The 25022-nt window shown below is 57.1% G+C and carries 20 protein-coding genes and 1 other RNA gene; 10 read left to right on the top strand and 11 right to left on the bottom strand.

Going from position 1 to position 25022, the window contains the following annotated elements; translation table 11 throughout:
- Positions 1 to 6: 6 nt before the first annotated feature.
- The 3 genes from IMQ56_RS06395 to IMQ56_RS06385 all read right to left on the bottom strand — a co-directional run bounded on the left by IMQ56_RS06395 (position 7) and on the right by IMQ56_RS06385 (position 3750).
- Positions 7 to 201, bottom strand: a complete 195-nt coding sequence (locus IMQ56_RS06395) for a YdiH family protein (protein ID WP_003857766.1) — start codon at positions 199 to 201, stop codon at positions 7 to 9.
- An 85-nt stretch (positions 202 to 286) separates the two neighbouring features.
- Positions 287 to 697, bottom strand: coding sequence for a 1,4-dihydroxy-2-naphthoyl-CoA hydrolase (menI, locus tag IMQ56_RS06390; protein ID WP_023296356.1), 411 nt, complete (start codon positions 695 to 697; stop codon positions 287 to 289).
- On the bottom strand, positions 694 to 3750 hold the full coding sequence (locus tag IMQ56_RS06385; RefSeq protein WP_032648074.1) for an FAD-binding and (Fe-S)-binding domain-containing protein: 3057 nt from the start codon (positions 3748 to 3750) through the stop codon (positions 694 to 696). The genes menI and IMQ56_RS06385 overlap by 4 nt, the downstream gene beginning before the upstream one ends.
- Positions 3751 to 3949: 199 nt before the next feature.
- Here IMQ56_RS06385 and ydiK point away from each other — a divergent pair, with 199 nt between their 5' ends.
- Together ydiK and rprA are read left to right on the top strand one after the other, a co-directional pair.
- Entirely contained in the window at positions 3950 to 5065 is a 1116-nt protein-coding gene (gene ydiK / locus IMQ56_RS06380) for an AI-2E family transporter YdiK (protein ID WP_015570721.1), read from the top strand.
- 208 nt (positions 5066 to 5273) lie between these two features.
- Positions 5274 to 5381, top strand: an RNA gene (gene rprA / locus IMQ56_RS06375) — antisense sRNA RprA.
- A 5-nt stretch (positions 5382 to 5386) separates the two neighbouring features.
- Here rprA and IMQ56_RS06370 read toward each other — a convergent pair.
- The 3 genes from IMQ56_RS06370 to ppsA all read right to left on the bottom strand — a co-directional run bounded on the left by IMQ56_RS06370 (position 5387) and on the right by ppsA (position 11779).
- Complete coding sequence (locus IMQ56_RS06370) at positions 5387 to 7762, bottom strand: glycoside hydrolase family 3 N-terminal domain-containing protein (protein ID WP_196063606.1); 2376 nt, start codon at positions 7760 to 7762, stop codon at positions 5387 to 5389.
- A 3-nt stretch (positions 7763 to 7765) separates the two neighbouring features.
- Positions 7766 to 9166 carry an MFS transporter gene (locus IMQ56_RS06365; protein ID WP_017384642.1) on the bottom strand — a complete coding sequence of 467 codons (1401 nt, stop codon included), beginning with the start codon at positions 9164 to 9166 and terminating at the stop codon, positions 7766 to 7768.
- 234 nt (positions 9167 to 9400) lie between these two features.
- Positions 9401 to 11779 (bottom strand): phosphoenolpyruvate synthase, encoded by a 2379-nt coding sequence (ppsA, locus tag IMQ56_RS06360; RefSeq protein ID WP_017384643.1) that lies wholly within the window; start codon positions 11777 to 11779, stop codon positions 9401 to 9403.
- 335 nt (positions 11780 to 12114) lie between these two features.
- Here ppsA and ppsR point away from each other — a divergent pair, with 335 nt between their 5' ends.
- The 8 genes from ppsR to IMQ56_RS06320 all read left to right on the top strand — a co-directional run bounded on the left by ppsR (position 12115) and on the right by IMQ56_RS06320 (position 20245).
- Positions 12115 to 12948, top strand: coding sequence for a posphoenolpyruvate synthetase regulatory kinase/phosphorylase PpsR (gene ppsR, locus IMQ56_RS06355; protein WP_017384644.1), 834 nt, complete (start codon positions 12115 to 12117; stop codon positions 12946 to 12948).
- Between the two features lie 150 nt (positions 12949 to 13098).
- Positions 13099 to 14145, top strand: a complete 1047-nt coding sequence (gene aroH, locus IMQ56_RS06350) for a 3-deoxy-7-phosphoheptulonate synthase AroH (RefSeq protein ID WP_032670070.1) — start codon at positions 13099 to 13101, stop codon at positions 14143 to 14145.
- 209 nt (positions 14146 to 14354) lie between these two features.
- Positions 14355 to 14543, top strand: coding sequence for a hemin uptake protein HemP (hemP, locus tag IMQ56_RS06345; protein ID WP_015570723.1), 189 nt, complete (start codon positions 14355 to 14357; stop codon positions 14541 to 14543).
- 76 nt (positions 14544 to 14619) lie between these two features.
- Positions 14620 to 16602, top strand: coding sequence for a TonB-dependent hemoglobin/transferrin/lactoferrin family receptor (locus IMQ56_RS06340; RefSeq protein ID WP_196063605.1), 1983 nt, complete (start codon positions 14620 to 14622; stop codon positions 16600 to 16602).
- 35 nt (positions 16603 to 16637) lie between these two features.
- On the top strand, positions 16638 to 17666 hold the full coding sequence (gene chuS / locus IMQ56_RS06335) for a ChuX/HutX family heme-like substrate-binding protein (RefSeq protein WP_196063604.1): 1029 nt from the start codon (positions 16638 to 16640) through the stop codon (positions 17664 to 17666).
- A complete protein-coding gene (locus IMQ56_RS06330) occupies positions 17663 to 18481 on the top strand; it encodes a hemin ABC transporter substrate-binding protein (protein ID WP_032104821.1) in 819 nt (272 codons plus the stop codon). The genes chuS and IMQ56_RS06330 overlap by 4 nt, the downstream gene beginning before the upstream one ends.
- Positions 18481 to 19473 carry an iron ABC transporter permease gene (locus IMQ56_RS06325; protein ID WP_032104822.1) on the top strand — a complete coding sequence of 331 codons (993 nt, stop codon included), beginning with the start codon at positions 18481 to 18483 and terminating at the stop codon, positions 19471 to 19473. The genes IMQ56_RS06330 and IMQ56_RS06325 overlap by 1 nt, the downstream gene beginning before the upstream one ends.
- Positions 19466 to 20245 carry a heme ABC transporter ATP-binding protein gene (locus IMQ56_RS06320; protein ID WP_047745625.1) on the top strand — a complete coding sequence of 260 codons (780 nt, stop codon included), beginning with the start codon at positions 19466 to 19468 and terminating at the stop codon, positions 20243 to 20245. Before IMQ56_RS06325 ends, IMQ56_RS06320 begins: the two co-directional genes overlap by 8 nt.
- Here the strand turns inward: IMQ56_RS06320 and selO are convergent.
- From selO to IMQ56_RS06295, 5 genes are all read right to left on the bottom strand, one after another.
- On the bottom strand, positions 20242 to 21684 hold the full coding sequence (selO, locus tag IMQ56_RS06315; RefSeq protein ID WP_047726916.1) for a protein adenylyltransferase SelO: 1443 nt from the start codon (positions 21682 to 21684) through the stop codon (positions 20242 to 20244). The two genes, IMQ56_RS06320 and selO, sit on opposite strands and share 4 nt — an antisense overlap.
- A 61-nt stretch (positions 21685 to 21745) precedes the next feature.
- Entirely contained in the window at positions 21746 to 22459 is a 714-nt protein-coding gene (locus IMQ56_RS06310) for an EAL domain-containing protein (RefSeq protein ID WP_017384651.1), read from the bottom strand.
- A gap of 292 nt (positions 22460 to 22751) precedes the next feature.
- Positions 22752 to 23216 carry an NlpC/P60 family protein gene (locus IMQ56_RS06305; RefSeq protein ID WP_017693586.1) on the bottom strand — a complete coding sequence of 155 codons (465 nt, stop codon included), beginning with the start codon at positions 23214 to 23216 and terminating at the stop codon, positions 22752 to 22754.
- A gap of 72 nt (positions 23217 to 23288) precedes the next feature.
- Positions 23289 to 24044 carry a vitamin B12 ABC transporter ATP-binding protein BtuD gene (gene btuD, locus IMQ56_RS06300; RefSeq protein WP_015570731.1) on the bottom strand — a complete coding sequence of 252 codons (756 nt, stop codon included), beginning with the start codon at positions 24042 to 24044 and terminating at the stop codon, positions 23289 to 23291.
- The gene (locus IMQ56_RS06295; RefSeq protein WP_017693587.1) at positions 24044 to 24595 is read right to left on the bottom strand and encodes a glutathione peroxidase; all 552 of its coding nucleotides are present in this window, start codon (positions 24593 to 24595) and stop codon (positions 24044 to 24046) included. Before IMQ56_RS06295 ends, btuD begins: the two co-directional genes overlap by 1 nt.
- Positions 24596 to 25022 lie beyond the last annotated feature (427 nt).

Genomic DNA, 25022 nt, shown 5'->3' with positions numbered 1-25022 from the left:
CACTGCTTAATGGACGTGAACGCCCAACCGCCAGGCAAAGTAGATCTCTTCTTTCAGTTCGTTTGAAGAGAGCGCCAGCAAATCCGTAAATTCCAGCTCAAGCTGTTTCAGCTTTTTCAGGTACTGGGCGGGAGACAGATTGCTTTTATCGCGACGTAAATATTCAATTGCCAGCTGTGTTGGGGTTATTTCAGTATCCATGATGTCCTCGCTTATGTTCAAAACGTGACCAGTATATCACAATCAGGCGGCTAATTTTTGACCAAAAACAAGACATCCGGAAACTTTACACAACGGCCGTCGTCAGCCTGGATGAACAACACAGGCGATCCTGCTCGTCCAGAATATCAATCTGCCACACCTGATGACGGCTTCCGGCATGCAGCGCCCGGCAGACGCCGCGCACGCGTCCGCTGCGAACGGAGCGGATGTGGTTGGCATTGACCTCCAGACCCACCACCTTCTGCTCTCCTTCCGTACACAGGTAGCCCGCCACCGACCCCAGCGTTTCGGCCAGCACGACGGACGCGCCGCCGTGCAACAGGCCAAACGGTTGATGAGTACGGTTGTCTACCGGCATCGTCGCTTCCAGTTCGTTGTCGCCAATGCGCGTGAACTGGATATCCAGCAAACCGACCATGTTCTCCGCGCCCATGGCATTTAAGGCCTCCAGCGTGACCGCACGTTTCCAGATCATCCGATAATCTCCAGTAAAGCCTGCAATGGATGGCGGACGCCGTTACCTTCCACCCGTTTCACCTGGCTGCGGCAGGAGTAGCCCGTCGCCAGACAGCGGTTGCGTGGCAGGCGCTGCATCGCCTGATGCCACGACAGCTCGTAAATGCCGAGCGAATTAGCGTGGTTTTTGACTTCATGGCCGTAGGTTCCGGCCATACCGCAGCAGCCCACGTTAACGCTTTCCAGCTTCGCGCCAAACCGGGCAAAGATAGAAGCCCACTGGGCAGGCGCCGTCGGCAGCGCCGTCACTTCGGTGCAGTGCCCAAACAGATACCAGGCTTCTCCACTCACCTCCTGAGTGGGCGTTTGCGTCAGCACCGCAGGCAGCCACTCGTGCACCAGTAAGACCTGAAAATCACCGCGCTTATCGCCGAGCGTCTGCTTATATTCATCCCGGTAACAGAGCACCAGCGCCGGATCGACGCCCACCATCGGCATACTGAGCTGCGCCACGCGATTCAGAAAATCTGAAGTTTTCTGCGCGGTTTTCGCAAAGCGGGTGAGGAAACCTTTTATGTGCTGCGCCTTGCCGTTCGGCGAGAACGGCAGCACCACCGGCTGGTAGCCGATTTTCTCGGCCAGTCGGACAAAATCGGCCACCACCTGGGCATCGTAATAGCTGGTAAACGGATCCTGCACCACCAGCACCACCTTCGCTTTCTGCTCAGGGCTTAATGCTTCCAGTTGTTCCAGGGTCATGTTCGCCGAGCGGTGCCCCACCAGCCGACGCTGGAGCGATGGCACCGACAGCAGCGGCAGATCCACCATGCCGATATGTTTTTCTGACAGTTTGCGCACCAGCGGCTGGTTGATAAAGAAGTTAAAGGTTTTTGGCGCACGGGCCATCAGCGGCGCGTAACTCTCCACCGTCGCCACCAGATGATCGCGCATCGGGCGCAGATAACGCGTGTGGTACAGCTGGAGGAAGCGGGAACGGAATTCCGGTACGTCAATTTTAATCGGGCACTGGGTTGAACACGCCTTGCACGCCAGGCAGCCGGACATCGCCTCTTTCACCTCATGCGAGAAATCGTATTCACCTTTGTTCGCATGCCAGCTGTTGCGGGTGCGTTCGATAAGCCCGCGCAGGCTGGCGCGTTTTTCCGGCAGCTCCTGTTCCAGCTTGAGCGGGTCAACGCCGCGGTCGGCCAGCAGGCGCAGCCATTCGCGCACCAGCGTGGCACGCCCTTTCGGGGAATGAATGCGGTTGCTGGTGATTTTCATCGACGGACACATCGGGCTTTTCACATCGAAGTTGAAGCACAGCCCGTTGCCGTTGCACTCCATCGCGCCGCGCCAGGAAGCGCGTACCGCAATCGGAATTTGTCGGTCATAGGTGCCGCGCTTGACGGCATCCACCTGCAACATCGGCGCATCGATGCCCTCCGGCGGGCAGATTTTTCCCGGGTTGAGGCGGTTATCGGGATCAAAAGCGGCTTTCACCTTACGCAGCTCGGCGTAAAGTTGTTCGCCAAAAAACGCCGGGCTGTACTCGGCGCGGAATCCTTTGCCGTGCTCGCCCCATAACAAGCCGCCGTATTTGGCCGTGAGGGCCACGACCTGGTCGGAGATCTCCTTCATCAGGATCTCCTGCTGCGGGTCGCACATGTCCAGCGCCGGGCGCACGTGCAGCACACCCGCGTCCACGTGCCCGAACATGCCATAGCTCAGACCATGGCTGTCGAGCAGCGCGCGAAACTCCACAATATAATCAGCAAGGTGCTCCGGCGGCACGCAGGTATCTTCCGCAAACGGAATAGGCTTCGCCGCCCCTTTCGCGTTGCCGAGCAGCCCCACCGCTTTTTTACGCATCGCGTAGATTCGCTCGATGCCGGAGAGATCGTTACACAGCTGCCAGCCAATGACGCCGCCTTCCCCCTGGGCAATCAGCTCGTCCAGACGCTGGCAGAGCGTGCTTACCTGGCTCTCAATCAGCTCTGCGTCATCCCCGGCGAACTCGACGATGTTCAGGCCGAGCATCTCTTTATCCGGCACGTCGGTAATCAGTTCGCTCACCGAATGCCAGACGATATCTTCCCGGGCCAGGTTCAGAACTTTTGAATCGACGGTTTCCACCGACAGCGCCCGCGCCTCCACCATAAACGGTGCATTACGCAGCGCGGAGTCAAAGGAGTTGTATTTGACATTCACCAGACGGCGCACCTTTGGCAACCGGGTGATATCCAGACGCGCTTCGGTGATGAAGGCCAGCGTCCCTTCTGACCCGGTCAGTACGCGGGTAAGATCGAACTGGCTCAGATCGTCATTAAAGACATGGCGCAGATCGTAGCCCGTCAGGAAGCGGTTAAGCTTCGGGAATTTGTTGAGGATCAGTTCGCGATTTTCGCGGCAGCGCTCCAGCACGGTACGATAAATCCGTCCGCTGGTGGTGCTCTCTTTTGCCAGCGTTTCGGCCAGCTCGATCGGCATCGGTTGGGTATCGAGGATATCGCCCCCCAGCAGCACCGCCCGCACACCCATAACGTGATCGGAGGTTTTGCCGTAGACCAGCGAGCCCTGCCCCGAGGCATCGGTGTTGATCATCCCGCCAATGGTCGCGCGGTTACTGGTGGAAAGCTCTGGCGCAAAAAAATAGCCGTAAGGTTTCAAAAACTGATTCAGCTGATCTTTGATCACCCCCGCTTCCACTCGCACCCACCCCTCTTCAGGGTTGATCTCAATGATGCGGTTCATATAGCGGGACATATCAATGATGATGCCCTGGTTCAGCGCCTGCCCGTTGGTACCCGTCCCGCCGCCGCGTGGGGTAAAGACCAGGGTGCTGAAACGCTCCTGCGACGCCAGACGGGCGATGAGCGCCACATCGGCGGTAGAGCGCGGGAAAACGACGGCATCGGGAAGAAGCTGGTAAATACTGTTATCGGTCGCCATCGTCAGCCTGTCGGCATAATCGGTGGCGGTGTCACCTGTAAAACCCTGTTGCTCCAGTGCCTGCAAAAAATTAAGCACCAGCTGAACGACGCCCGGTGCCTGAGAAATCTGTGGGATCATTGCTGTCGACCCTAATGAGAATAGTGTGAAATCGTTTGCGTTGTGTCTGGAAAGTTTTATCACATTTTTTTCTTATGTGCTTCGTAGAATTACGGGCAAAATCCGCCTGTCAAAAATCGCTGAAATCACTAATGATTAGAGAGATGCGGTTTATATTCCCATCAGCCTTGCTGGTGTTCATTTAAGGAAAGTTTCGTTTATGGTCAATCTTCGTCAGCCCAGGGATGTCGCGCAGATACTGCTGTCGGTGCTGTTCTTAGCCATTATGATTATTGCGTGTCTGTGGATTGTTCGTCCTTTCGTGCTCGGATTTGCCTGGGCCGCGACCGTCGTCGTCGCAACCTGGCCTTTACTCTTACGTTTGCAGAAACTGCTGTTTGGTCGCCGCGGCCTGGCCGTGCTGGTGATGACGCTGCTGTTGTTCCTGCTGTTTATTATTCCCATTGCACTGCTGGTTAACAGCCTGGTTGACAGTAGCGGCCCGGTTATTCGCGCGGTCACCAGCGGTGATATGACGCTGCCGGATCTCGCGTGGCTGAACAGTATTCCTGTTGTGGGCGCAAAACTGTACAGCGGCTGGCACAGCCTGCTGGAGATGGGCGGTAGCGCCCTGATGGCCAAAGTGCGTCCGTACATCGGCACAACCACCACCTGGTTTGTGGGGCAGGCTGCGCACATTGGTCGCTTCATGATGCACTGTACGTTGATGCTGGTCTTCAGCGCCCTGCTGTACTGGCGCGGCGAGCAGGTTGCGCTGGGGGTACGTCATTTCGCCACCCGACTGGCAGGTAAACGCGGCGATGCGGCCGTGCTGCTGGCAGCCCAGGCCGTCCGCGCGGTAGCGCTCGGCGTGGTGGTCACAGCGCTGGTGCAGGCTGTACTTGGCGGAATCGGGCTGGCAATTTCCGGCGTACCTTATGCCACCATTTTCACCGTCGTCATGCTGATGACCTGTCTGGCTCAGCTCGGTCCGCTGCTGGTGCTGGTTCCCTGCATTATCTGGCTTTACTGGACGGGGGACACGACCTGGGGCACGGTGCTACTGGTCTGGAGTTGCGTGGTGGGCACCATGGATAACGTGATCCGTCCCCTCCTCATCCGCATGGGCGCTGACCTGCCGCTGATTCTGATCCTGTCCGGGGTGATCGGGGGGTTAATTGCCTTCGGCATGATTGGCCTGTTCATCGGTCCGGTGCTGCTTGCGGTAACCTGGCGTCTCTTCTCCGCCTGGGTGCATGAAGTGCCGCCGCCGGGAACCGACCCTGACGTCATCTTAAGCGAACTTGAAGAACTGGAAGATAAGAACGCGCAGTAAGAACGTAGGCCGGGTGGCGCTAACGCTTACCCGGCTACACTCTCCACAGCAATACTTAAACGTTGCTAAACTATTTATTCTCTGCACACTGGTCAGACCCGCCTTTTTCTGCCTAAAACCGTCATTCTCTTCAAGAAATCTTTACCTGCCTTTAACTATTGAGACGAATCCGATCGACTCAAAATCCTGGCATGCCTACTATTAAGACACGGTTATAAATCAACACCTTGATTTATAAGCATGGAAATCCCCTGAGTGAAACAACGAATTGCTGTGTGTAGTCTTTGCCCATCTCCCACGATGGGCTTTTTTTTATCCTTTTTACGCCCGTGTAATGTCACAGCGGCTGAGCATGCGCCATTCCCCCGCCAGCTCCCGCGTCTCCCCGGTTACCAGCACGTTCACCACCTCGCGTATATCCGCCGAGGACGCGCCAACCTGTAGCTCAAATTCCCCTGGCTCGACAATCCGCTTCCCGTCCCGGCGGGTGAAATTAAACATCTCCACCGGCAGGGTAAAGGTCAGCGTGGCGGTTTCTCCCGGTGAAAGCGTAACGCGCTGGAACGCTTTCAGCTCCTGAAGCGGACGCACCTGCGTGGCGACCTTATCGCGTACGTACACCTGTACCACTTCGCTGTCGCTGCGCTCGCCGGTGTTGGTGATATCGACGCTTAACGCCACCTCTCCGTCGATCGGGACGCGGCTTTCCGCCAGGCGGGCCGCGCCCCAGCGAAACTGCGTCCAGCCGAGACCGTAACCGAACGGGTAAAGTGCGCCGAAATGGAACGCAAACGGCGTGCCGCCGCTTTTCAGCTTGTGGTTATAGTAGTACGGCATCGCCCCGGCGTTTTTCGGCACGCTCACTACCAGCCTGCCCTGCGGCTCCGCGCGGCCGGTTAAGACATCGGCAATCGCCCAGCCCCCTTCCTGCCCCGGCGCCCAGGCCATCATCAGCGCGGCCACCTTCTCTTCCAGCCCCTGAAGGTTATAAGGACGCCCACCCGTCATGACGACAATCACCGGCTTACCGGTTGCCACCAGCGCCTCCAGCAGCTGTTGCTGCACGCCCGGCAGATCCAGCGAATCGGTATCCGAACCTTCCCCCACGGTGCCGCTCTGGAATAGTCCGGCGAGGTCGCCCACGCAGGCCACCACCACGTCACTCTCTTTTGCCGCGCTCACGGCGTCGGGGATCAGATCCGTGCGTTGTGAAACCGGCGATTGCTGCATCGGCTTACCGCCGCTGTCGCCCGGGAACACCGGTGCGCCCGCCATCCGTTTTTCGATAATGTGGCACCCTTTGGCGTAACGTACCTGTGATGCGCCAAGGTACTGTTCCAGCGCCGCGCGCGGGGTAGTCACCTGCGAGGTCTCTTCAACCATATCGCTGATAATCAGGTGAACCGGGAAGCTGTAGCCGCTCAGTAACGCCAGTGGATCGTCCGCCGTCGGCCCCACTACCGCTACACGGGGTTTTCCGCCGAGGGGCAAAATGCCGTTATTTTCCAGCAGCGTGATCGATTTTGTTGCCACCTCGCGCGCCACCTGCCGGGTCGCCTCATTCTGCAAATCGATACCGTCTTCGTCGGCGTACGGTTTTTCAAACAGCCCAAGACGGAATTTTTCACTTAGCACGCGCGCCACAATCTCATCCACTTTCGCCATTGAGATGAGCCCACGCTCTACCGCTTCAGCCAGATGACGCGCGCAGTCATCCTTCGGCAGTTCCACGTCCAGCCCGGCATTAAACGCCAGCGCCGCCGATTGTGCTGGATCGTGAGAAATCCCGTGGTGCTGGTGCAGCAGGCTGACGCCGCCGTAATCCGCCACGATAATGCCGTCGAAGCCCCACTGTTCACGCAGCACGGTGGTGAGCAGAAAATGGTCGCTGTGCCCTGGCTGATTATCAATGTCGTGATAGGCTGGCATCACCGAACCGGCGTTGGCCAGCTTTACCGCCATCTCAAACGGCAGCAGGAAGGTATCGTTAAGCTCGCTGAAACCGAGATGGACCGGCGCATGATTGCGCGCCCCTTCGCTGAAGGAGTGGCCGACGTAATGTTTCAGGGTCGCCAGCAGATCGCGCTTATCGCCCTGCAACCCCTTCACGTACGCCGTCGCCATCACCCCTACCAGCCACGGATCTTCCCCAAAGGTCTCTTCCGTCCGTCCCCAGCGCACGTCGCGCGAGACATCCAGCACCGGGGCCAGCCCCTGCTGGCACCCGACAGACCGGGCCTCTTTGCCAATCTGCTCCGCCGCGCGCTGCACCAGCGCCGGGTCCCAGGTAGAACCGTAGTTCAGCGACGACGGGAACAGCGTTGCATCTTTGCACAGCAGCCCTACCAGACACTCCTCATGAAACAGCGCCGGAATGCCGAGCCGGGTCTCCTCCATCATCATGCGTTGCAGGCGGTTGGCGGCACGCACGCCGGTTTTTGCATCAACAATGTGCGTGCCGAGCGGGCGGGTGATCTGCCCGACGCCGAACTTCAGTCTTTCGCTGAGGGACGCCTGTTCGCTCACGCCGGCGAATTCATCGCTCAGATCGCTGCGCTCGCGGTGGTTGCCGTGTTCATCAAGGATCAGCCAGTACGCGTGCATCTGAGCAAATTTCTCTTCCGGCGTCATACGCGCCAGTAAATCAGCGACACGCTCGTGTACGGAACGTCCCGCGTCCTTGTAGATCGCAGTCATGGTTTACTCCTGTAGTGCGGATTGGGTTGCCGGGCTGAGCTGCCCCGCATCGTTTCGACTATCGCGTTTGCTGGCCAGCTCGCGGGCGATGCTGTCCACCAGCCGGCTGTTAAGTTTGTAGATGGCAAGGAGCGCCACCATGCAGAGGAACAGCGCGCAGGGGATCAGGGTGAACAGGGCATTGATGGTTGCGAGAACGTGAGGCGCCTGGTTTGCCTGACCGGGAGCGTAATCCACCATGCCAAGCACCCAACCGACCACCGCCCCACCCAGCGCCAGCCCAAACTTGATGGCAAACAGGGCGGTAGAAAAGACCAGCCCGTCCAGGCGGCGGCCACTACGGTGTTCTTCGTAGTCCACCACATCGGAGAACATGGTCCATTGCAGCGGCGTGGTCAGGTTCTGAATAAAACTAAACACAATATTCAGACCGAATATCAGCCACACCTGCGAAGGCGGAATGAAGAAAATCAGCGCGCCAAAAATAACGAAAGAAATAATGGTCCACTGATAGGCACGCACCCGGTCAAATTTGCCCAGCAGGCGTTCAGATAATAATGCGCCGCTTAAGGAGGCCACCATGCCGGAAACAATAAAGGCAAAAACCAGTTCCGGACGTAACAGAACATAATTAACGTAATACATGGTCGCAGAGCCACGCGTCACGACGGCGGTTAACAGTAAAATATTAAACAGAAAAACAATTCGCCACTGGCTATTGGCGGCCAGCAGTTTTAAATCCGTCAGCATCGAGCCGGAGGTGTCATTGCGCGGCGAGTAACGCTCCCGGGTCATAAAGAAGCAGCAGAAGAATAAAACAATGCCCAGCAGCCCCATCAGGCTCATGGCATAGAAATAGCCTTTTTGCACATTCCCCTGGCCTAATAATGAGACCAGCGGCAGCGCGATGACCGTTACAATCAACCCGCCGATAAACGACAGGCCAAAGCGCCAGGATTGCAGCGAGTGGCGTTCGCGCGGGTCGAGCGTCAGCGCGCCGGGCATGGCGCAGTAAGGGACGTTAATCGCGGAATAGATCAGGCTCAGGATGGCATAGGTTACGCAGGCATAGACAATTTTTGCCGTCGCCCCGGCATCCGGTACGTAGAAGGTAATCAGGCAGCTCACGCCAAACGGAATGGCAAACCAGAGCAGCCAGGGACGAAAACGACCGTGGCGGGTCTGAGTGCGGTCCACCAGCGCGCCAATGCACGGGTCGACAAACGCATCGACCACGCGCACCACTAAAAACATGGTGCCCATAATGGCCGCAGGCAAACCGAATACGTCCGTATAGAAATAAGCGAGAAATAACGTTGCCGTTTGCCAGACCAGCGCGCTGGCCATATCGCCGAGGCCGTAACCTATTTTATCTTTGGTACGTAATACAGAGGAGATTGTCATTGTTATTTGCCTTTTTATCAGGTTAAAACGTATTTCAACCAGTCGCGCATCATCCCGACGGATGTACGCGGTAAGGCTCAAGTATTAGCAACGCCCTGCCCGCTAACAATTGTCTAAATTAACAGATAAATTATGATATTTGGTTTTTTGCTTTATTTGTGATGGTGAGCATATTCGCAGGAAAATAAAAAAGGCGAGGACAGATATCCTCGCCTTTTTCAGGTTGTGCAGGTTTTACTTGTTCAGCTCTGCCAGGCTCAGCCAGGTCTGCACCACGGTGTCCGGGTTCAGGGAGAGGCTATCAATCCCCTCATCCATCAGCCAGGCCGCAAAGTCTTCATGGTCAGAAGGACCCTGGCCGCAAATCCCGACATATTTACCCTGTTTCTTCGCCGCGCGGATGGCCATGGAGAGCAGCGCTTTCACCGCCTCGTTACGCTCATCGAACAGCTCAGAGACGACGCCGGAGTCGCGGTCCAGGCCGAGCGCCAGCTGCGTCATGTCATTCGAGCCAATGGAGAAGCCGTCGAAGTGCTCCAGGAACTGCTCGGCCAGCAGGGCGTTGGACGGAATTTCACACATCATGATGATCTTCAGCCCGTTCTCGCCGCGCTTCAGCCCCTGACGCGCCAGCTCATCCACCACCGCTTTCGCCTGATCCACGGTACGGACGAACGGGATCATGATTTCCACGTTGGTCAGCCCCATGTCATTGCGCACGCGTTTTACCGCCTCGCACTCCAGCGCGAAGCAGTCGCGGAAGCTTTCCGACACGTAGCGTCCGGCGCCGCGGAAGCCCAGCATCGGGTTCTCTTCTTCCGGCTCGTAGCGTTCGCCGCCCACCAGGTTGGCGTATTCGTTGGACTTAAAGTCCGACAGACGCACGATCACGCGTTTCGGGTAGAAGGCCGCGCCGAGCGTGGCGATCCCTTCCGTCAGACGCCCCACATAGAACTCTCTCGGCGAGTCGTAACCCTTCATCATCTCGCGGATTTCGTTTTGCAGTTTTGCGTCCTGGTCGTCGAACTCCAGCAGCGCACGCGGGTGCACCCCGATCATACGGTTAATAATAAATTCCAGACGCGCCAGGCCCACGCCTTCGTTCGGCAGGCAGGCGAAGTCAAACGCGCGGTCCGGGTTACCGACGTTCATCATGATCTTCAGCGGCAGGTCCGGCATGGTATCCACGCTGGAACTTTTCACGCTGAAGTCGAGGATATCGGCATACACGTAGCCGGTATCGCCTTCGGCACAGGAGACCGTCACCTTCTGGTCGTCCTTCATGCGCTCGGTGGCATCACCGCAGCCGACTACCGCCGGGATCCCCAGCTCACGGGCGATAATAGCCGCGTGACAGGTACGGCCGCCGCGGTTGGTGACGATGGCAGCCGCTTTTTTCATGATCGGTTCCCAGTCCGGGTCGGTCATGTCGGTCACCAGCACGTCGCCAGGCTGAATGCGGTTCATCTCGCTGATGTCGTGGATCACTTTCACCGGACCGGCACCGATGCGGTGACCAATTGCGCGGCCTTCCGCGACAATTTTGCCCTGCGCGTGCAGGGTGTAGCGCTCCATGACCTGACCGCGTGAACGGACGGTTTCTGGACGCGCCTGCACGATAAACAGCTTGCCGGTGTGTCCGTCTTTCGCCCACTCGATGTCCATTGGACGGCCATAGTGTTTTTCAATCTGCACCGCCTGCTTCGCCAGCTCTTCCACTTCGGCGTCGGTCAGTGAGAAGCGATCCCGCTGCTCCTGCGGCACATCTTCAATGGTGACCTGCTTGCCATGCTCTTGCGTCGGAGCATAGATCATGCGAATTTTTTTCGAGCCCATGGTGCGGCGTACCACTGCCGGACGGTTAGCCGCCAGCGTAGGCTTGTGCACGTAGAATTCGTCAGGGTTTACCGCCCCCTGCACCACCATCTCGCCCAGACCCCACGCGGAGGTGATAAACACCACCTGGTCGAAGCCGGATTCAGTGTCGATAGAGAACATCACGCCGGAAGAGCCTACGTCCGAGCGCACCATGCGCTGCACGCCGGCGGAAAGCGCGACGCCGCGGTGGTCATAGCCCTGGTGCACGCGATAGGAGATGGCGCGGTCATTAAACAGGGAAGCAAACACGTGCTTCACCGCCACCAGCACCGCATCGTAACCCTGAACGTTCAGGAAGGTTTCCTGCTGTCCGGCGAACGAGGCATCGGGCATATCTTCTGCGGTTGCAGAAGAACGCACGGCAAAGGAGGCCTGCGCATCGTCAGCGGAGAGCTGGTTGTAGGCGTCGTGAATGGCTTTTTCCAGTTCCGGCTGGAAAGGTGTGTCGATAATCCACTGGCGGATTTGCGCGCCGGCTTTGGCAAGCTCGGTGACATCATCAATATCCGTTTTATCCAGCAGGTCGTAAATGCGCTGGTTTACACCGCTCTGGTCTAAAAACAGGTTAAACGCATCGGCGGTTGTGGCAAACCCGTTAGGTACGGAGACACCCATACCGGACAGATTTGTAATCATTTCACCCAGGGAGGCATTTTTGCCCCCAACTCTGTCTACATCATTCATGCCGAGTTGGTTATACCAAAGCACCAGCGGTGACGAGCCATTGTTGGACATCGAAACAATCCTTTTGTGATATTTGATCGGAGTAAGAAACACCTGACTACGTATTTATACTGGCATATTTATTTCCGCTAAAAAAACGGTGAATCGTGTAAGCAATTTAAATTTTCAACTTTTCGGACAGTTTCCCGGCACTCGCTAACCCGATGATTCCTATAGATTCCGGCAAAAACCATAGAAATAAAGCCGCTATTCGAAAAATGAAATCCACTTTTCAGGAAAATCAAAAACACCATTTCATTTTAAATTCAGATAAGTTCTTTGCTGTGAAATTAACTTTTTTAATTTATGCTTTCAGGCAATTACGTACGCTATTCAGGGTGGATAAAATGGATAATGCTGTCGATCGCCACGTTTTTTATATTTCTGATGGGACGGCGATAACCGCCGAGGTGCTGGGACACGCGGTGATGTCGCAGTTTCCGGTATCGATAAACAGCATCACGTTGCCGTTCGTGGAAAATGAGAGCCGGGCCAAAGCGGTCAAGGACCAGATCGACGCCATTTACCAGCAGACCGGCGTTCGTCCGCTGGTGTTCTATTCCATTGTGATCCCTGAGATCCGCAACATCATTTTGCAAAGCGAGGGCTTCTGTCAGGACATCGTGCAGGCGCTGGTTGCTCCCTTGCAAAGCGAGCTGAAGCTCGACCCGACGCCGATCGCCCACCGTACCCACGGTCTGAACCCCGGCAACCTGACCAAATACGATGCGCGTATTGCCGCCATTGACTACACCCTGGCGCACGACGACGGGATCTCCCTGCGCAATCTCGACCAGGCGCAGGTGATTTTGCTCGGCGTGTCGCGCTGCGGTAAAACCCCCACCAGCCTTTACCTGGCCATGCAGTTTGGCATTCGTGCCGCCAACTACCCCTTTATTGCCGATGATATGGATAACCTGGTGCTGCCCGCCGCGCTCAAGCCGCTCCAGCATAAGCTGTTTGGGCTGACCATCAACCCGGAACGACTGGCAGCGATCCGCGAAGAACGTCGCGAGAACAGCCGCTACGCCTCGATGCGCCAGTGCCGAATGGAAGTCTCCGAAGTCGAAGCGCTGTACCGGAAAAATCAAATTCCCTGGCTGAACAGTACCAACTATTCAGTAGAAGAAATTGCCACCAAAATCCTCGATATCATGGGGCTGAATCGCCGCATGTACTAATATGCTAGTACATTAATCCAGTTTCAGTTATTATCACGCCATCTTCGGGGCGACGTGCCCCGAACTTGAAATCAGCAGGGATTGGTTTAAGGTGATGCCCATCACTTCCCGGTAGTCTGCCGATGAAGCAAAAAATTTCTGAGACATTCCATGAATAAAACCGACGAACTGCGCACCGCGCGCATTGATAGCCTGGTCACACCGGCTGAACTGGCCCGGCTGCATCCCGTTTCCGCCGAGGTGGCGGACCATGTGACGGCCTCCCGTCGCCGCATCGAAAAAATTCTCAATGGTGAAGACAAACGTCTTCTGGTGGTGATTGGCCCCTGCTCCATCCACGACCTCGACGCGGCAATGGATTATGCACAACGCCTTCAGACGCTGCGCGGCACGTATCAGGATCGCCTGGAGATCGTGATGCGTACCTACTTTGAAAAGCCGCGTACCGTCGTGGGCTGGAAAGGATTGATTTCCGATCCCGATCTGAACGGTAGCTACCGGGTGAATCACGGTATTACGCTGGCGCGCAAGCTGCTGTTACAGGTTAACGAGCTGGGCGTGCCAACTGCCACCGAATTTCTGGATATGGTGACCGGACAGTTTATTGCCGACCTCATTAGCTGGGGCGCGATTGGCGCACGTACCACCGAAAGCCAGATCCACCGTGAAATGGCGTCGGCGCTTTCCTGCCCGGTGGGCTTCAAAAACGGAACGGACGGCAATACCCGAATTGCCGTAGATGCCATCCGCGCGTCACGCGCCAGCCATATGTTCCTCTCCCCGGATAAAAACGGCCAGATGACCATCTACCAGACCAGCGGCAACCCGTTCGGACATATCATTATGCGTGGCGGTAAAAAACCGAATTACCATGCAGAAGATATTGCCGCCGCCTGCGAAACGCTGGCGGAATTTGACCTGCCGGAGCATCTGGTGGTGGATTTCAGCCACGGCAACTGTCAGAAACAGCACCGCCGCCAGCTGGACGTCTGCGAGGAAGTTTGCCAGCAGATCCGCAGCGGCTCGACCGCCATTGCAGGAATTATGGCGGAGAGTTTTATCAAAGAAGGCACGCAGAAAATCGTCGCCGGACAGCAAATGGTCTACGGCCAGTCAATCACCGACCCGTGCCTGAGCTGGGAAGACAGCGAGCTGCTGCTGGAGATGCTGGCTTCAGCCGTGGACACACGCTTTTAAAATCCTGCCGGGTGACGCTACGCTTACCCGGCCTACGGTACGTGCCCTTCTCCCTCTCCCCGTGGGAGAGGGTCGGGGTGAGGGCATCAGACCGCACCTCTCCCCCAAATTTGATCCCGTCACACAATTTTCACAAAAACGCTTGCCGTGAATTTGCAGTTTATTGATAATGATTATCATTGTTACATTGATTGTTATTTATAAACATTATGTCACCTACCGATAACAGCGCGGCAACGCCAACAAAAACACACACAGCACCGTCCCCTGCTCCCACCGATCGCCGAATCGACAGCAAAAGCCTGTTGGGTGAGGAGGGACGGGTCATTATCGAGCATGACGGCCAGCACTACCTGCTGCGCCAGACCAATGCCGGAAAACTGATCCTGACTAAATAAACCAGACAACACATTCGCCAGCCACCCAGGTGATCCCCAGGCAGCCAGCGCTTTTCAATTCTTATGGAGAGTTGCTATGCCACACCTGCAATCCGCGTCTTTACGCCCGTCTCTTCTGGCGCTGGCGATTGTCAGCACCCTGCCGGGCGTTACGTTTGCCGCCGCAGACGAGATCACCGTCACCGCCACCGGCAATGCCCGCAGCGCCTTTGAAGCCCCCATGATGGTGAGCGTGATTGACGCCACCGCGCCGGAAAACCAGACCGCCAGCTCCGCCGCCGACCTGCTGCGCAAGGTGCCCGGTCTGACGCTGGACGGCACCGGGCGCACCAACGGTCAGGACGTTAACCTCCGGGGCTATGACCGCCGTGGCGTGCTGATACTGGTGGATGGCGTGCGCCAGGGCACTGATACCGGACACCTGAACAGCACGTTCCTCGATCCGGCGCTGATCAAACGTATTGAAGTAGTACGTGGTCCTTCCGCCTTGCTGTACGGCAGCGGCGCGCTGGGCGGCGTAATTTCGTATGACACCGTCGACGCCAGCGATCTGCTGGATGCAGGTAAAAACAGCGGCTATCGCGTATTTGCTACCGGTGCAACGGGCGATCACAGCATCGGGATGGGTGCCAGCGCCTATGGCCGCACCGATACCCTGGACGGTCTGGTCTCCTGGTCCAGCCGCGATCGCGGCGACATTCGCCAGAGTGACGGCGCGAGGGCGCCAAACGACGAATCCATCAACAATATGCTGGCGAAAGGCAGCTGGAAAATCGATCCGGCGCAGACGCTGAGCGGCTCTCTGCGCTACTACAACAACGACGCGCAGGAGCCGAAAAATCCGCAGACCACGGATGCCAGCAGCAGTAACCCGATGACCGATCGTTCCACCATTCAGCGCGATGCCCAGCTTGGCTACCGCATTGCGCCAGCCGGAAACAACTGGCTGAACGCCGATGCGAAATTTTACTGGTCCGAAGCGCGGATCAACGCCCAGAACATCGACGCCAGCGGCGAGTTCCGTAAGCAGACTACCAAAGGCGGCAAAGTGGAAAACCGCACCCGCCTGTTCAGCGACTCCTTCGCCTCGCACCTGCTGACCTACGGCGGGGAATACTATCGTCAGGAGCAACACCCTGGCGGCGCGACCACCGGCTTCCCGGACGCGAAAATCGACTTCAGCTCCGGCTGGTTGCAGGATGAGATCACCCTGCGCGACCTGCCGGTAACGCTTCTCGGCGGGACGCGTTACGACAACTACCGCGGCAGCAGCGACGGTTACGACGACGTGGATGCGGATAAGTGGTCATCACGCGCCGGGTTAACCGTGAGTCCAGCCGACTGGCTGATGCTGTTCGGCTCTTACGCCCAGGCCTTCCGCGCGCCAACGATGGGCGAGATGTATAACGACTCGAAGCACTTCTCTATCGGCAGCTTCTACACCAACTACTGGGTGCCGAACCCGAACCTGCGTCCGGAAACTAACGAAACCCAGGAGTTCGGTTTTGGGCTACGTTTTGACGATCTGCTGCTCGCCAACGACGCGCTGGAGTTCAAAGCCAGCTACTTCGACACCAAAGCGAAAGATTACATCTCCACTACCGTCGATTTTGCGGCGGCCACCACCATGTCCTATAACGTACCAAATGCCAAAATCTGGGGCTGGGACATGATGGCGACCTACGCGACCAGTCTGTTCAACCTGGACGTGGCCTACAACCGCACGCGCGGGAAAGATACCGACACGGGCGAATACATCTCCAGCATCAACCCGGACACCGTCACCAGCAAGCTGGATATCCCCGTGGCGCAAAGCGGCTTCTCCGTGGGCTGGATCGGCACCTTCGTCGAACGTTCAACGCACATCAGCAGCAGCTACAGCGAGCAGCCTGGCTACGCAGTGAATGATTTCTACGTCAGCTATAAAGGTCAGCAGCAGTTCAAAGGCATCACCACCACCCTCGTGCTGGGGAACGCCTTCGACAAAGCCTACTGGTCACCACAAGGCATCCCGCAGGATGGCCGCAACGGCAAGATCTTCGTCAGTTATCAATGGTAATTCCCTTCGGGGCAACGATTCAGAAGGATAAGATTATGGGTCACTACACACGCTGGCTTGAGCTTAAAGAAGAACATCCGGGTAAGTACGCCCGTGATATCGCCGGATTAATGCACATCAGCGAAGCAGAGCTGGCATTTGCGCGCGTTGGACACGACGCCTGGCGGCTGCGCGGTGAAATCCGTGAGATTCTGGCAGCGCTGGAGTCGGTGGGGGAAACCAAATGCATCTGCCGTAACGAATACGCCGTTCACGAGCAGGTCGGGGCGTTTACTAACCAGCACCTCGGCGGCCACGCCGGGCTGGTGCTGAATCCGCGCGCGCTGGATCTGCGTTTGTTCCTCAACCAGTGGGCGAGCGCGTTTCACATAAGTGAAACGACCTCCCGCGGCGAACGTCAGAGCATTCAGTTCTTCGATCATCAGGGCGACGCTTTACTGAAGGTCTACACCACGGATCACACCGACGTTGCCGCCTGGGGCGACGTGCTGACCCGTTTTATCATTGCCGATAACCCCACTCTGGCACTGAAGGCTGTCGATGCCCCTGCGCATTCCGACGGTGCTGATGCAGGCCCGGTGGAGAAAGAGTGGCGCGCCATGACCGATGTGCATCAGTTCTTTAGCTTACTGAAGCGCCATAAACTGAGCCGCCAGCAGGCGTTTCGTCTGGTGAGTGACGATCTGGCCTGTAAGGTGGATAACAGCGCGCTGGCACAGCTGCTGGAGACGGCGCGACAGGACGGAAACGAAATCATGATCTTCGTCGGCAACCGCGGCTGCGTGCAGATCTTCACCGGTGTGGTGGAAAAACTGACGCCCATAAAGGGCTGGCTGAACATCTTCAACCCAACCTTTACCCTGCATCTGCTGGAGGAGACTATCGCCGAGACGTGGGTAACGCGTAAGCCTACGGCGGACGGACACGTTACCAGCCTGGAGCTGTTTGCTGCGGACGGCACTCAGATCGCCCAGCTCTACGGGCAGCGTACCGAAGGCGAGCCTGAGCAGAGCCAGTGGCGCCGCCAGATTGACGCCCTGACGCCAGAAGGGCTGGCCGCATGAAAAACTGGTTCGCCCTGCTCTGCGCCCTGCCGCTGGTCGCTGTCGCCGCGCCGGAGAGAATTGTCGCCCTCGGCGGCGACGTGACGGAGATCGTCTACGCCCTCGGCGCGGAGTCTTCTCTGGTTGCGCGCGACAGTACCAGCCAGTGGCCGCAGGCGACAAACGCGCTGCCTGACGTGGGGTATCTTCGCCAGCTGAATGCGGAGGGGATTTTGTCCGTACGCCCGACGCTGGTGCTGGCAAGCGACCAGGCGCAGCCCTCTCTGGCGCTGAAACAGGTTGAACAGAGCCACGTCCGGGTGGTTACCGTTCCCGGCACGCCTGACCTGCGCGCGATTGACGAAAAAGTACGGGTGATAGCTCAGGCGACGCATCATGAGGCGCAAGGGGAAACCCTGCGCAACTCGCTGCGTCAGGCGCTGGCGGCACTGCCCTCAACACCGCTCAACAAGCGGGTGCTGTTTATCCTCAGCCACGGCGGAATGACCGCAATGGCGGCCGGGCAACAGACCGGCGCGGATGCGGCAATACGCGCCGCCGGGTTGCAGAACGCCATGCAGGGCTTTACCCGCTATCAGCCGCTTTCCCAGGAGGGGGTGATGGCCAGCCAGCCGGATCTGGTGGTGATTTCGCAGGACGGTCTTAACGCGCTGGGCGGCGAAGAAAATCTGTGGAAACTGCCCGGCCTGGCGCAAACGCCAGCGGGACGAAGCAAGCAGATGCTGGCTATTGATGATATGGCCCTGCTGGGCTTCAGCGTCCGCACGCCGAAAGCCATACAACAGCTGCGTGCCAGAGCGGAGCAACTGCCCTGATGTCCCGGCGCATCACGTTATCGTTATGGCTTCTGGCGGGGTTGCTTACCGTCATGACGTTCATGGCCACCGGTTTTGGGGCGTTACGCCTGCCGGTGAACGTGCTGTGGAGCGGCAGCGATGAGACGCTACGCCAGATCTGGCTTACCATCCGTCTGCCCCGCGTACTGCTGGCGCTGGTGATTGGCGGATCGCTGGCGCTCGCCGGCTGCGTCATGCAGGGGCTGTTCCGCAATCCACTGGCCGACCCGGGCCTGCTCGGGATCAGCAGCGGTGCGGCGCTGGCCGTCGCCCTGTGGGTGGTGCTCCCGCTCTCGCTGCCCGCGCTGGTGATGCTTTACGCCCCTATGCTGGCGGCATTTTTTGGGGCGCTGGCAGCCACTGGCGTGATCTTCCTGCTCAGCAAGCAGCGTGACCCCTCTCTGTCACGTCTGTTGCTGGTGGGTATCGCCATCAATGCCCTGTGCGGTGCGGCAGTGGGTGTGCTTTCGTGGGTCAGCAATGACGCCCAGCTGCGTCAGCTTTCACTCTGGGGAATGGGAAGTCTTGGTCAGGCACAGTGGTCAACGCTGCTCGCCGTGACCTCGCTGATGGTGCCTGCCGTTCTGGCGATCTGGCGTTGTGCCAGCGCATTAAATTTACTGCAACTGGGTGAGGAGGAAGCGCATTACCTTGGCGTGGACGTTGCCCTTGTACAGCGAATATTACTGTTATGCAGCGCCCTGCTGGTCGCGGCGGCTGTCGCCGTCAGCGGCGTGATTGGCTTTGTCGGACTCGTGGTGCCGCACCTGATGCGCATGTGGCTGGGCGCCGATCACCGGGCAACCCTCCCCGGCACGGTACTCGCGGGCGCGTTACTGCTGCTGGTGGCGGATACGGTCGCGCGCACCCTGGTCGCTCCGGCAGAAATGCCGGTCGGCCTGCTGACCAGTATCCTTGGCGCTCCCTGGTTCTTATGGCTCATTTTTCGTCGTGGAGAACAGCATGGCTGAACGTTATACGGCTGAAAATCTTACTTTTACCCGGTCTGGCCGCACGCTGACAGATAACGTTTCGCTGTCACTGTCGCAGGGAGAGCTGGTTACATTGATCGGCCCCAACGGCGCGGGGAAATCCACGCTGCTGCGGCTGCTGACCGGCTACCTGAAACCCGACAGCGGCGGCTGTTCGCTGGCGGGAAAAGCGCTGGAGGAATGGCATCCGCAGATGCTGTCCCGCTATCGGGCAGTGATGCGCCAGCAGTCTCAGCCTGGATTTGACTGGCAGGTGGAGGAGATCGTTGGAATGGGGCGTGCGCCCTGGACGCGTCACCCGGAACCGTCGATTGTGCGTGAGGTGTTGCAGCTGACCGGTTGCCTGCCGCTGGCCGGCAGGCGTTATCATGCCCTCTCGGGGGGCGAACAGCAGCGCGTCCAGCTCGCCCGCGCGCTGGCGCAGCTGTGGCGTGACGGAACGCCGCGCGGCTGGCTGTTTCTCGACGAACCCACTTCAGCGCTGGATCTCTACCACCAGCAGCATCTGCTGCGCCTGTTGAAATCGCTGACCCGTCAGGGCCATCTTCACGCCTGCGTGGTGCTGCACGATCTCAATCTTGCCGCATTATGGTCGGACCGGATCCTGCTGTTACACAACGGCAGGATTGTTTCTCAGGGCATACCGGAGACGGTTTTGCAGGCCGACGCGCTGGCACACTGGTACGGTGCGCAGGTGCACGTCGGCAGACATCCGGCGCACGCCGCACCGCAGGTTTTTCTCGCCCCTTAGCTTGAGCAGCTCACTTCCAGCCGCTTGCCCCAGTCCGGCGGGCGGCTGACATAGTCATCCTCCCGGTCGGCAAACGGCGTGCGCAGGGCGATATGCAGCCGATGCAGCTCGGTATAATCCCCCTGCTCTGCCTGCTCAATGGCCCGCTGCGCCAGCCAGTTGCGCAACACCATCGCCGGGTTAACCGCCTTCATCCGCGCCTGGCGGGTATCGTCATCAATCTGTTCCTGCTGTAAACGCGTCCGGTAAACGGCAAACCAGTCATCAAACGCCTGACGATCGATGAACTCGTCGCGCAGCGGTGACGCGGCGCTCTGCTGCGCGGTCTGGCTCAGCATACGGAAGGTTCGGGTATAGTCGCTGTCTTCACGCACCATGATGGCAAACAGCCCATTCAACAGCGCGTTATCGCCTTTTTCCTGCGTCATCAGCCCCAGCTTGTTGCGCATTAACACACCATATTCTCGCAGCAGGATCTCCTGATAGCTGTCCAGCGCATCGTTCAGGGCATCGACGTCGATAAACGGCGACAGGCTTTGCGCAAGCCGCTGAAGGTTCCACAGCCCCACCGCAGGCTGGTTGTCGAAACGGTAACGCCCCTGATAGTCCGAATGGTTACAGATGTAACCCGGCTGATAGTCATCAAGGAAGCCGTACGGACCGTAGTCAAACGTCAGCCCTAACAGGGACATGTTGTCGGTATTCATCACCCCGTGGGCAAAGCCGACGGCCTGCCAGCGGGCAATCATTGCGGCAGTGCGCGCGACAATATCCCGGAACCAGAGAACATAGCGGTCCGGCTCGTTTTGCAGGTGCGGCCAGTGACGGCGAAGGGCGTAATCGGCAAGCTGGCGGACCTTATCCGGCTCGCGGCGATAGTAGAAGTGTTCAAAATGACCGAAACGCAGATGGCTTTCCGCAACGCGGACCAGCATCGCTCCCTGCTCCATCGTTTCACGGGCCACCGGCGTGTCGCTGGTGACAATGGACAGCGCGCGTGAGGTAGGGATCCCCAGGGCATGCATCGCCTCGGAAGCCAGAGCTTCACGGATGGTTGAACGCAGCACCGCGCGGCCATCCCCCATGCGTGAGTACGGGGTTAGCCCTGCCCCTTTCAGGTGCCAGTCGAGCGTTTCGCCATTCGGCAGAAGCTGTTCACCCAGCAGGATGCCGCGGCCATCGCCGAGCTGTCCCGCCCAGACGCCAAACTGATGTCCGCTATAGACCTGAGCCAGCGGCTTCATGCCCGGAAGCAGCGTTTCGCCGCCCCAGACGCCGGCGCCTTTTTCTGGCTGAAAAAGCGTAGCAGGGATGCCAAGCGAATCCGCTAATGCATCGTTATGCCAGATAAGACGCGCGTTCTGTAGAGGCGTTGGCTTAAGCGCGGTGTAAAAGCCGGGTAATTCATCGTGCCAGTGAGCAGTAAAAGACAGGGTCATAAGTCCTCCTGCTTTAAGTGTAGAGGGTTTCCCTGGACGTAAACACGGGCGAAGAAAGGGGTTATTGCTGAACGAGAGTCGTTACCCGCTCTGCCGGGACGGCAGGCCACAGGCTTCCCTGCATTGCACCAAAATTGAAGGGCAGCACGCGTTGTAAGATGCCGTGATCGTCAATTCCCGAGACCATGACCGACTGACAATGCGGCGCGATCTGCCAAAGAATAGCGCGCATAAAAGGCTCAAACGAGAGTGCCGACACGCGCTGCTGGATAAAGTTTTTATCCAGAATCACCCGTTTGAACAGACCATCATAAACCGGTTTAAGGGACGCAGCCCCTGCACCGAAGTTAGCCAGCACTAAGGGGAAATGGATCGCCATTCTTGCCAGACAGGGATCGTCTTTCCCGTTATTTAAACCTGGATAGTTCTCATTAACGGTAAACTCAAGAAACGGATATCGCTCAAGGATTGAAACAGCGTTCTCATTAGTTAATAAAAACTCAACAATTGCAGGTGTAATATTGATCCATGCAATTAACTGATGCTGAATAAAAAATAGCTTACAGGTATCGAGTAATTGCAGTTTCTCCTGAAACAGCGCTAATTCATCTTCCTGAGAAAGATGTGGGATAACCAGTTCAGTCGGGATCCGTACGTCCGCACCCACGCCAGTAAAGTTAACCAAAATCTCTAAACCTTTAAGCAAACCTGCACTATCACGCGCCGGAAGGAGTAAAAGTTCAGACTGGTAAGCATTATCTAGCGTAATAATCATCGCGCTTGTCCTGCATTAAAGATGAGAGAGAACATCCTGGAGCAATTGCAGGCACAATTCCACTGTCTTGATTTTAATAAGATTAATTTCATTCTTTCCGTATTAATTTTCAGATTTTTCCCTGAATCTAAATTAATTTTATCCTGGTTATTGAATAATAGCCAGTTTTAGATAAAACAGGCACATGCGGACATAAATAATTGGGCAAAAATTTAACTTTAATCAACCCGCAAGAAAAGCCTGACGTCTATTTTCACCGCCAGGCCCTCCGCACTGCATTTTTATGCAGCGGTTAAATACGTCTGGCCTGCCAGAAGTTTTTACGCCAGTAAACATTATCCAGAGAGGAGCGCATCACGCCACGACTGGTCGAGGCATGAATGAACTGATTATCGGTATCATAGATGCCGACATGAAGGCCGTTTTCTCCGGAGCCCGTTTTAAAAAAGACCAGATCGCCGGGCAGGAGCTCGTCTTTATCAATTTCAGTGCCGATTTTCGCCTGCATACGCGTTTCACGCGGAAGCTGGAGGTCAAATTTATCGCGGAAGGTCATCAGCACGAATCCCGAGCAATCCACCCCGCCCCGGCTCATGCCGCCGTAGCGATAAGGTGTGCCGCGCCAGTTGCTGAGCTGATCGTTCAGGCTGGCAATGACCGTAATGGAATCGGAAAGCCGTGGGTTGGGCGGAGGTGCACGATGGCTGCTGCATCCTGCAAGAAAGAGCGCCGCAACAAGGAGAAACCAGAATCGCATTTCAGACGAATCCTCTGCTTTTTTTGTTCTTTCGGTAATTTAGCGTGCATCTATGCAGCTGTGCAAGAAAGGTTATTCCTGCGCCGTGGAAATGAGCATCTTGTGGCCTTCAATATCCAGCCTCCGGAACGACATGTGGTAAGCGCTCGCAAGATTGGCGGCCGTCAGCACGCTGTCGCGCGTTCCGCTGGCAATCAGCTTGCCACGCGCCAGCAACCACACCCGATGCGCGTGGCGCAACGTATGGTTCAAATCATGGCTGCTCATCACGATGGCGATCCCCTTGCGACACAGCGCGCTGAGCAGGGTATCCAGCGCTGCTTGCTGGGCAACGTCCAACCCACTCATCGGCTCGTCCAGCAGCAACAACCGCCCGTGAGGATTTCCCGCCGGATGGATCTGAAGGATGACGGCGGCCAGACGCACGCGCTGCCACTCGCCGCCGGAAAGCTGATTTGCCTGCCGGGTAAGCTTGTCGTCTAACCCGAGTGCCGCAGCAACCTCGTTGAGCAATCCCACCTGATTTTTGTCAGGCAGATGCAGCGTCAGGTAGTGCCAGACGGGCATCGCAAAGGGCGGAACCTGCTGCTGAACCAGATAGCTTCGACGGGAGGCAAGTGTAGCGGGTAGCCAGTCGACGAGCGATTGCCCGAGAAAGGTAATCTTTCCTTCCCCGGTGGTCAGCCCCGCCATGCACGCCAGTAGCGTGCTTTTTCCGGCGCCGTTTGGCCCAACCAGGTGAAGGATTTCACCTGCGTTGACTTCGGCGGTAACAGGCTCAAGACGCCCCTTGCCGGCAACGTCCGTGAGCTGCATCAGCAGCGTCATTATTTCGCCAGCGCCAGCTTAATTGATTCCATCACGATAGGATCTTCAGGCGTCATGTCAGGCGAAAAACGCTGCACGACCTGACCGTCACGGCCAATCAGGAATTTTTCGAAGTTCCACAGAATATCATCCGGATAGAGCGGCGCGCGGCCTTTACTTGTCATACGCTCATAGAAACCACTCTCTTCAGGCGCAACGGCGGTCGGCGCCGCGGCCACCAGTTTGGCATACAGCGGATGACGATTTTCCCCGTTCACATCAATTTTGCTGAACATCGGGAACGTCACGCCATAGGTTGTGCTGCAAAAGGTCTTAATCTCCTCTTCGCTGCCCGGCTCCTGGCCCAGGAACTGGTTGCACGGGAAGCCGAGTACGGTAAAGCCGTCTTTTTCCCAGGCTTTATGAATGTTTTCCAGCAGTTCATACTGCGGCGTAAGGCCACATTTCGACGCCACGTTCACGATGAGCAGCACCTTGCCCTTGTAGCCTTCCAGCGTGGTTTTCTCGCCGTCAATGGTCGTCACTTCGGTATTCAGAATATCAGACTGCATAGCATTCCCTCAGGTTGACTTACAGGTTGTGTTTTAACGTCCAGCTTTTAATAGTAGCCAGATAAAAGCCTGAACCCATAATTCTTTTAGCATTCATAATTTTACATGAAAACCAATCAATTAGCTTCATCACTATCGGAGAATGTTAGAGAATCACGGAAAACATCTTGCCCCTTTTCATGCCCCCAACGTCTCTTTTGCCCCCAAACTTGCCCCCAAATCCTATCTTGTTTTGCGTAGCTCTTTCCAGTTTCGCAACACACTGCTTTACGCATTTCTACCTGATCAGCATAATCGCCCCGAATCCGTTTGTAAGACTTAACCAGCGCGCTACTTTTTCTCCCTGCCTTATACTTTCAGTCTGACTGACCGGAGGTTTATATGTGTGGACGATTTGCACAAGCCCAAACCCGTGAGGAATACCTGG

The organism is Enterobacter sp. Res13-Sevr-PEC09-46 (assembly GCF_015672585.1).
Lineage (GTDB): Bacteria > Pseudomonadota > Gammaproteobacteria > Enterobacterales > Enterobacteriaceae > Enterobacter > Enterobacter hormaechei_C.
This window is presented reverse-complemented; position numbering and strand designations above follow the sequence as displayed.

Coding starts and splice junctions, on each gene's coding strand:
- IMQ56_RS06395 (WP_003857766.1), bottom strand. CDS start 201: ATGGATACTGAAATAACCCCAACACAGCTGGCAATTGAATATTTACGT.
- menI (WP_023296356.1), bottom strand. CDS start 697: ATGATCTGGAAACGTGCGGTCACGCTGGAGGCCTTAAATGCCATGGGC.
- IMQ56_RS06385 (WP_032648074.1), bottom strand. CDS start 3,750: ATGATCCCACAGATTTCTCAGGCACCGGGCGTCGTTCAGCTGGTGCTT.
- ydiK (WP_015570721.1), top strand. CDS start 3,950: ATGGTCAATCTTCGTCAGCCCAGGGATGTCGCGCAGATACTGCTGTCG.
- IMQ56_RS06370 (WP_196063606.1), bottom strand. CDS start 7,762: ATGACTGCGATCTACAAGGACGCGGGACGTTCCGTACACGAGCGTGTC.
- IMQ56_RS06365 (WP_017384642.1), bottom strand. CDS start 9,166: ATGACAATCTCCTCTGTATTACGTACCAAAGATAAAATAGGTTACGGC.
- ppsA (WP_017384643.1), bottom strand. CDS start 11,779: ATGTCCAACAATGGCTCGTCACCGCTGGTGCTTTGGTATAACCAACTC.
- ppsR (WP_017384644.1), top strand. CDS start 12,115: ATGGATAATGCTGTCGATCGCCACGTTTTTTATATTTCTGATGGGACG.
- aroH (WP_032670070.1), top strand. CDS start 13,099: ATGAATAAAACCGACGAACTGCGCACCGCGCGCATTGATAGCCTGGTC.
- hemP (WP_015570723.1), top strand. CDS start 14,355: ATGTCACCTACCGATAACAGCGCGGCAACGCCAACAAAAACACACACA.
- IMQ56_RS06340 (WP_196063605.1), top strand. CDS start 14,620: ATGCCACACCTGCAATCCGCGTCTTTACGCCCGTCTCTTCTGGCGCTG.
- chuS (WP_196063604.1), top strand. CDS start 16,638: ATGGGTCACTACACACGCTGGCTTGAGCTTAAAGAAGAACATCCGGGT.
- IMQ56_RS06330 (WP_032104821.1), top strand. CDS start 17,663: ATGAAAAACTGGTTCGCCCTGCTCTGCGCCCTGCCGCTGGTCGCTGTC.
- IMQ56_RS06325 (WP_032104822.1), top strand. CDS start 18,481: ATGTCCCGGCGCATCACGTTATCGTTATGGCTTCTGGCGGGGTTGCTT.
- IMQ56_RS06320 (WP_047745625.1), top strand. CDS start 19,466: ATGGCTGAACGTTATACGGCTGAAAATCTTACTTTTACCCGGTCTGGC.
- selO (WP_047726916.1), bottom strand. CDS start 21,684: ATGACCCTGTCTTTTACTGCTCACTGGCACGATGAATTACCCGGCTTT.
- IMQ56_RS06310 (WP_017384651.1), bottom strand. CDS start 22,459: ATGATTATTACGCTAGATAATGCTTACCAGTCTGAACTTTTACTCCTT.
- IMQ56_RS06305 (WP_017693586.1), bottom strand. CDS start 23,216: ATGCGATTCTGGTTTCTCCTTGTTGCGGCGCTCTTTCTTGCAGGATGC.
- btuD (WP_015570731.1), bottom strand. CDS start 24,044: ATGACGCTGCTGATGCAGCTCACGGACGTTGCCGGCAAGGGGCGTCTT.
- IMQ56_RS06295 (WP_017693587.1), bottom strand. CDS start 24,595: ATGCAGTCTGATATTCTGAATACCGAAGTGACGACCATTGACGGCGAG.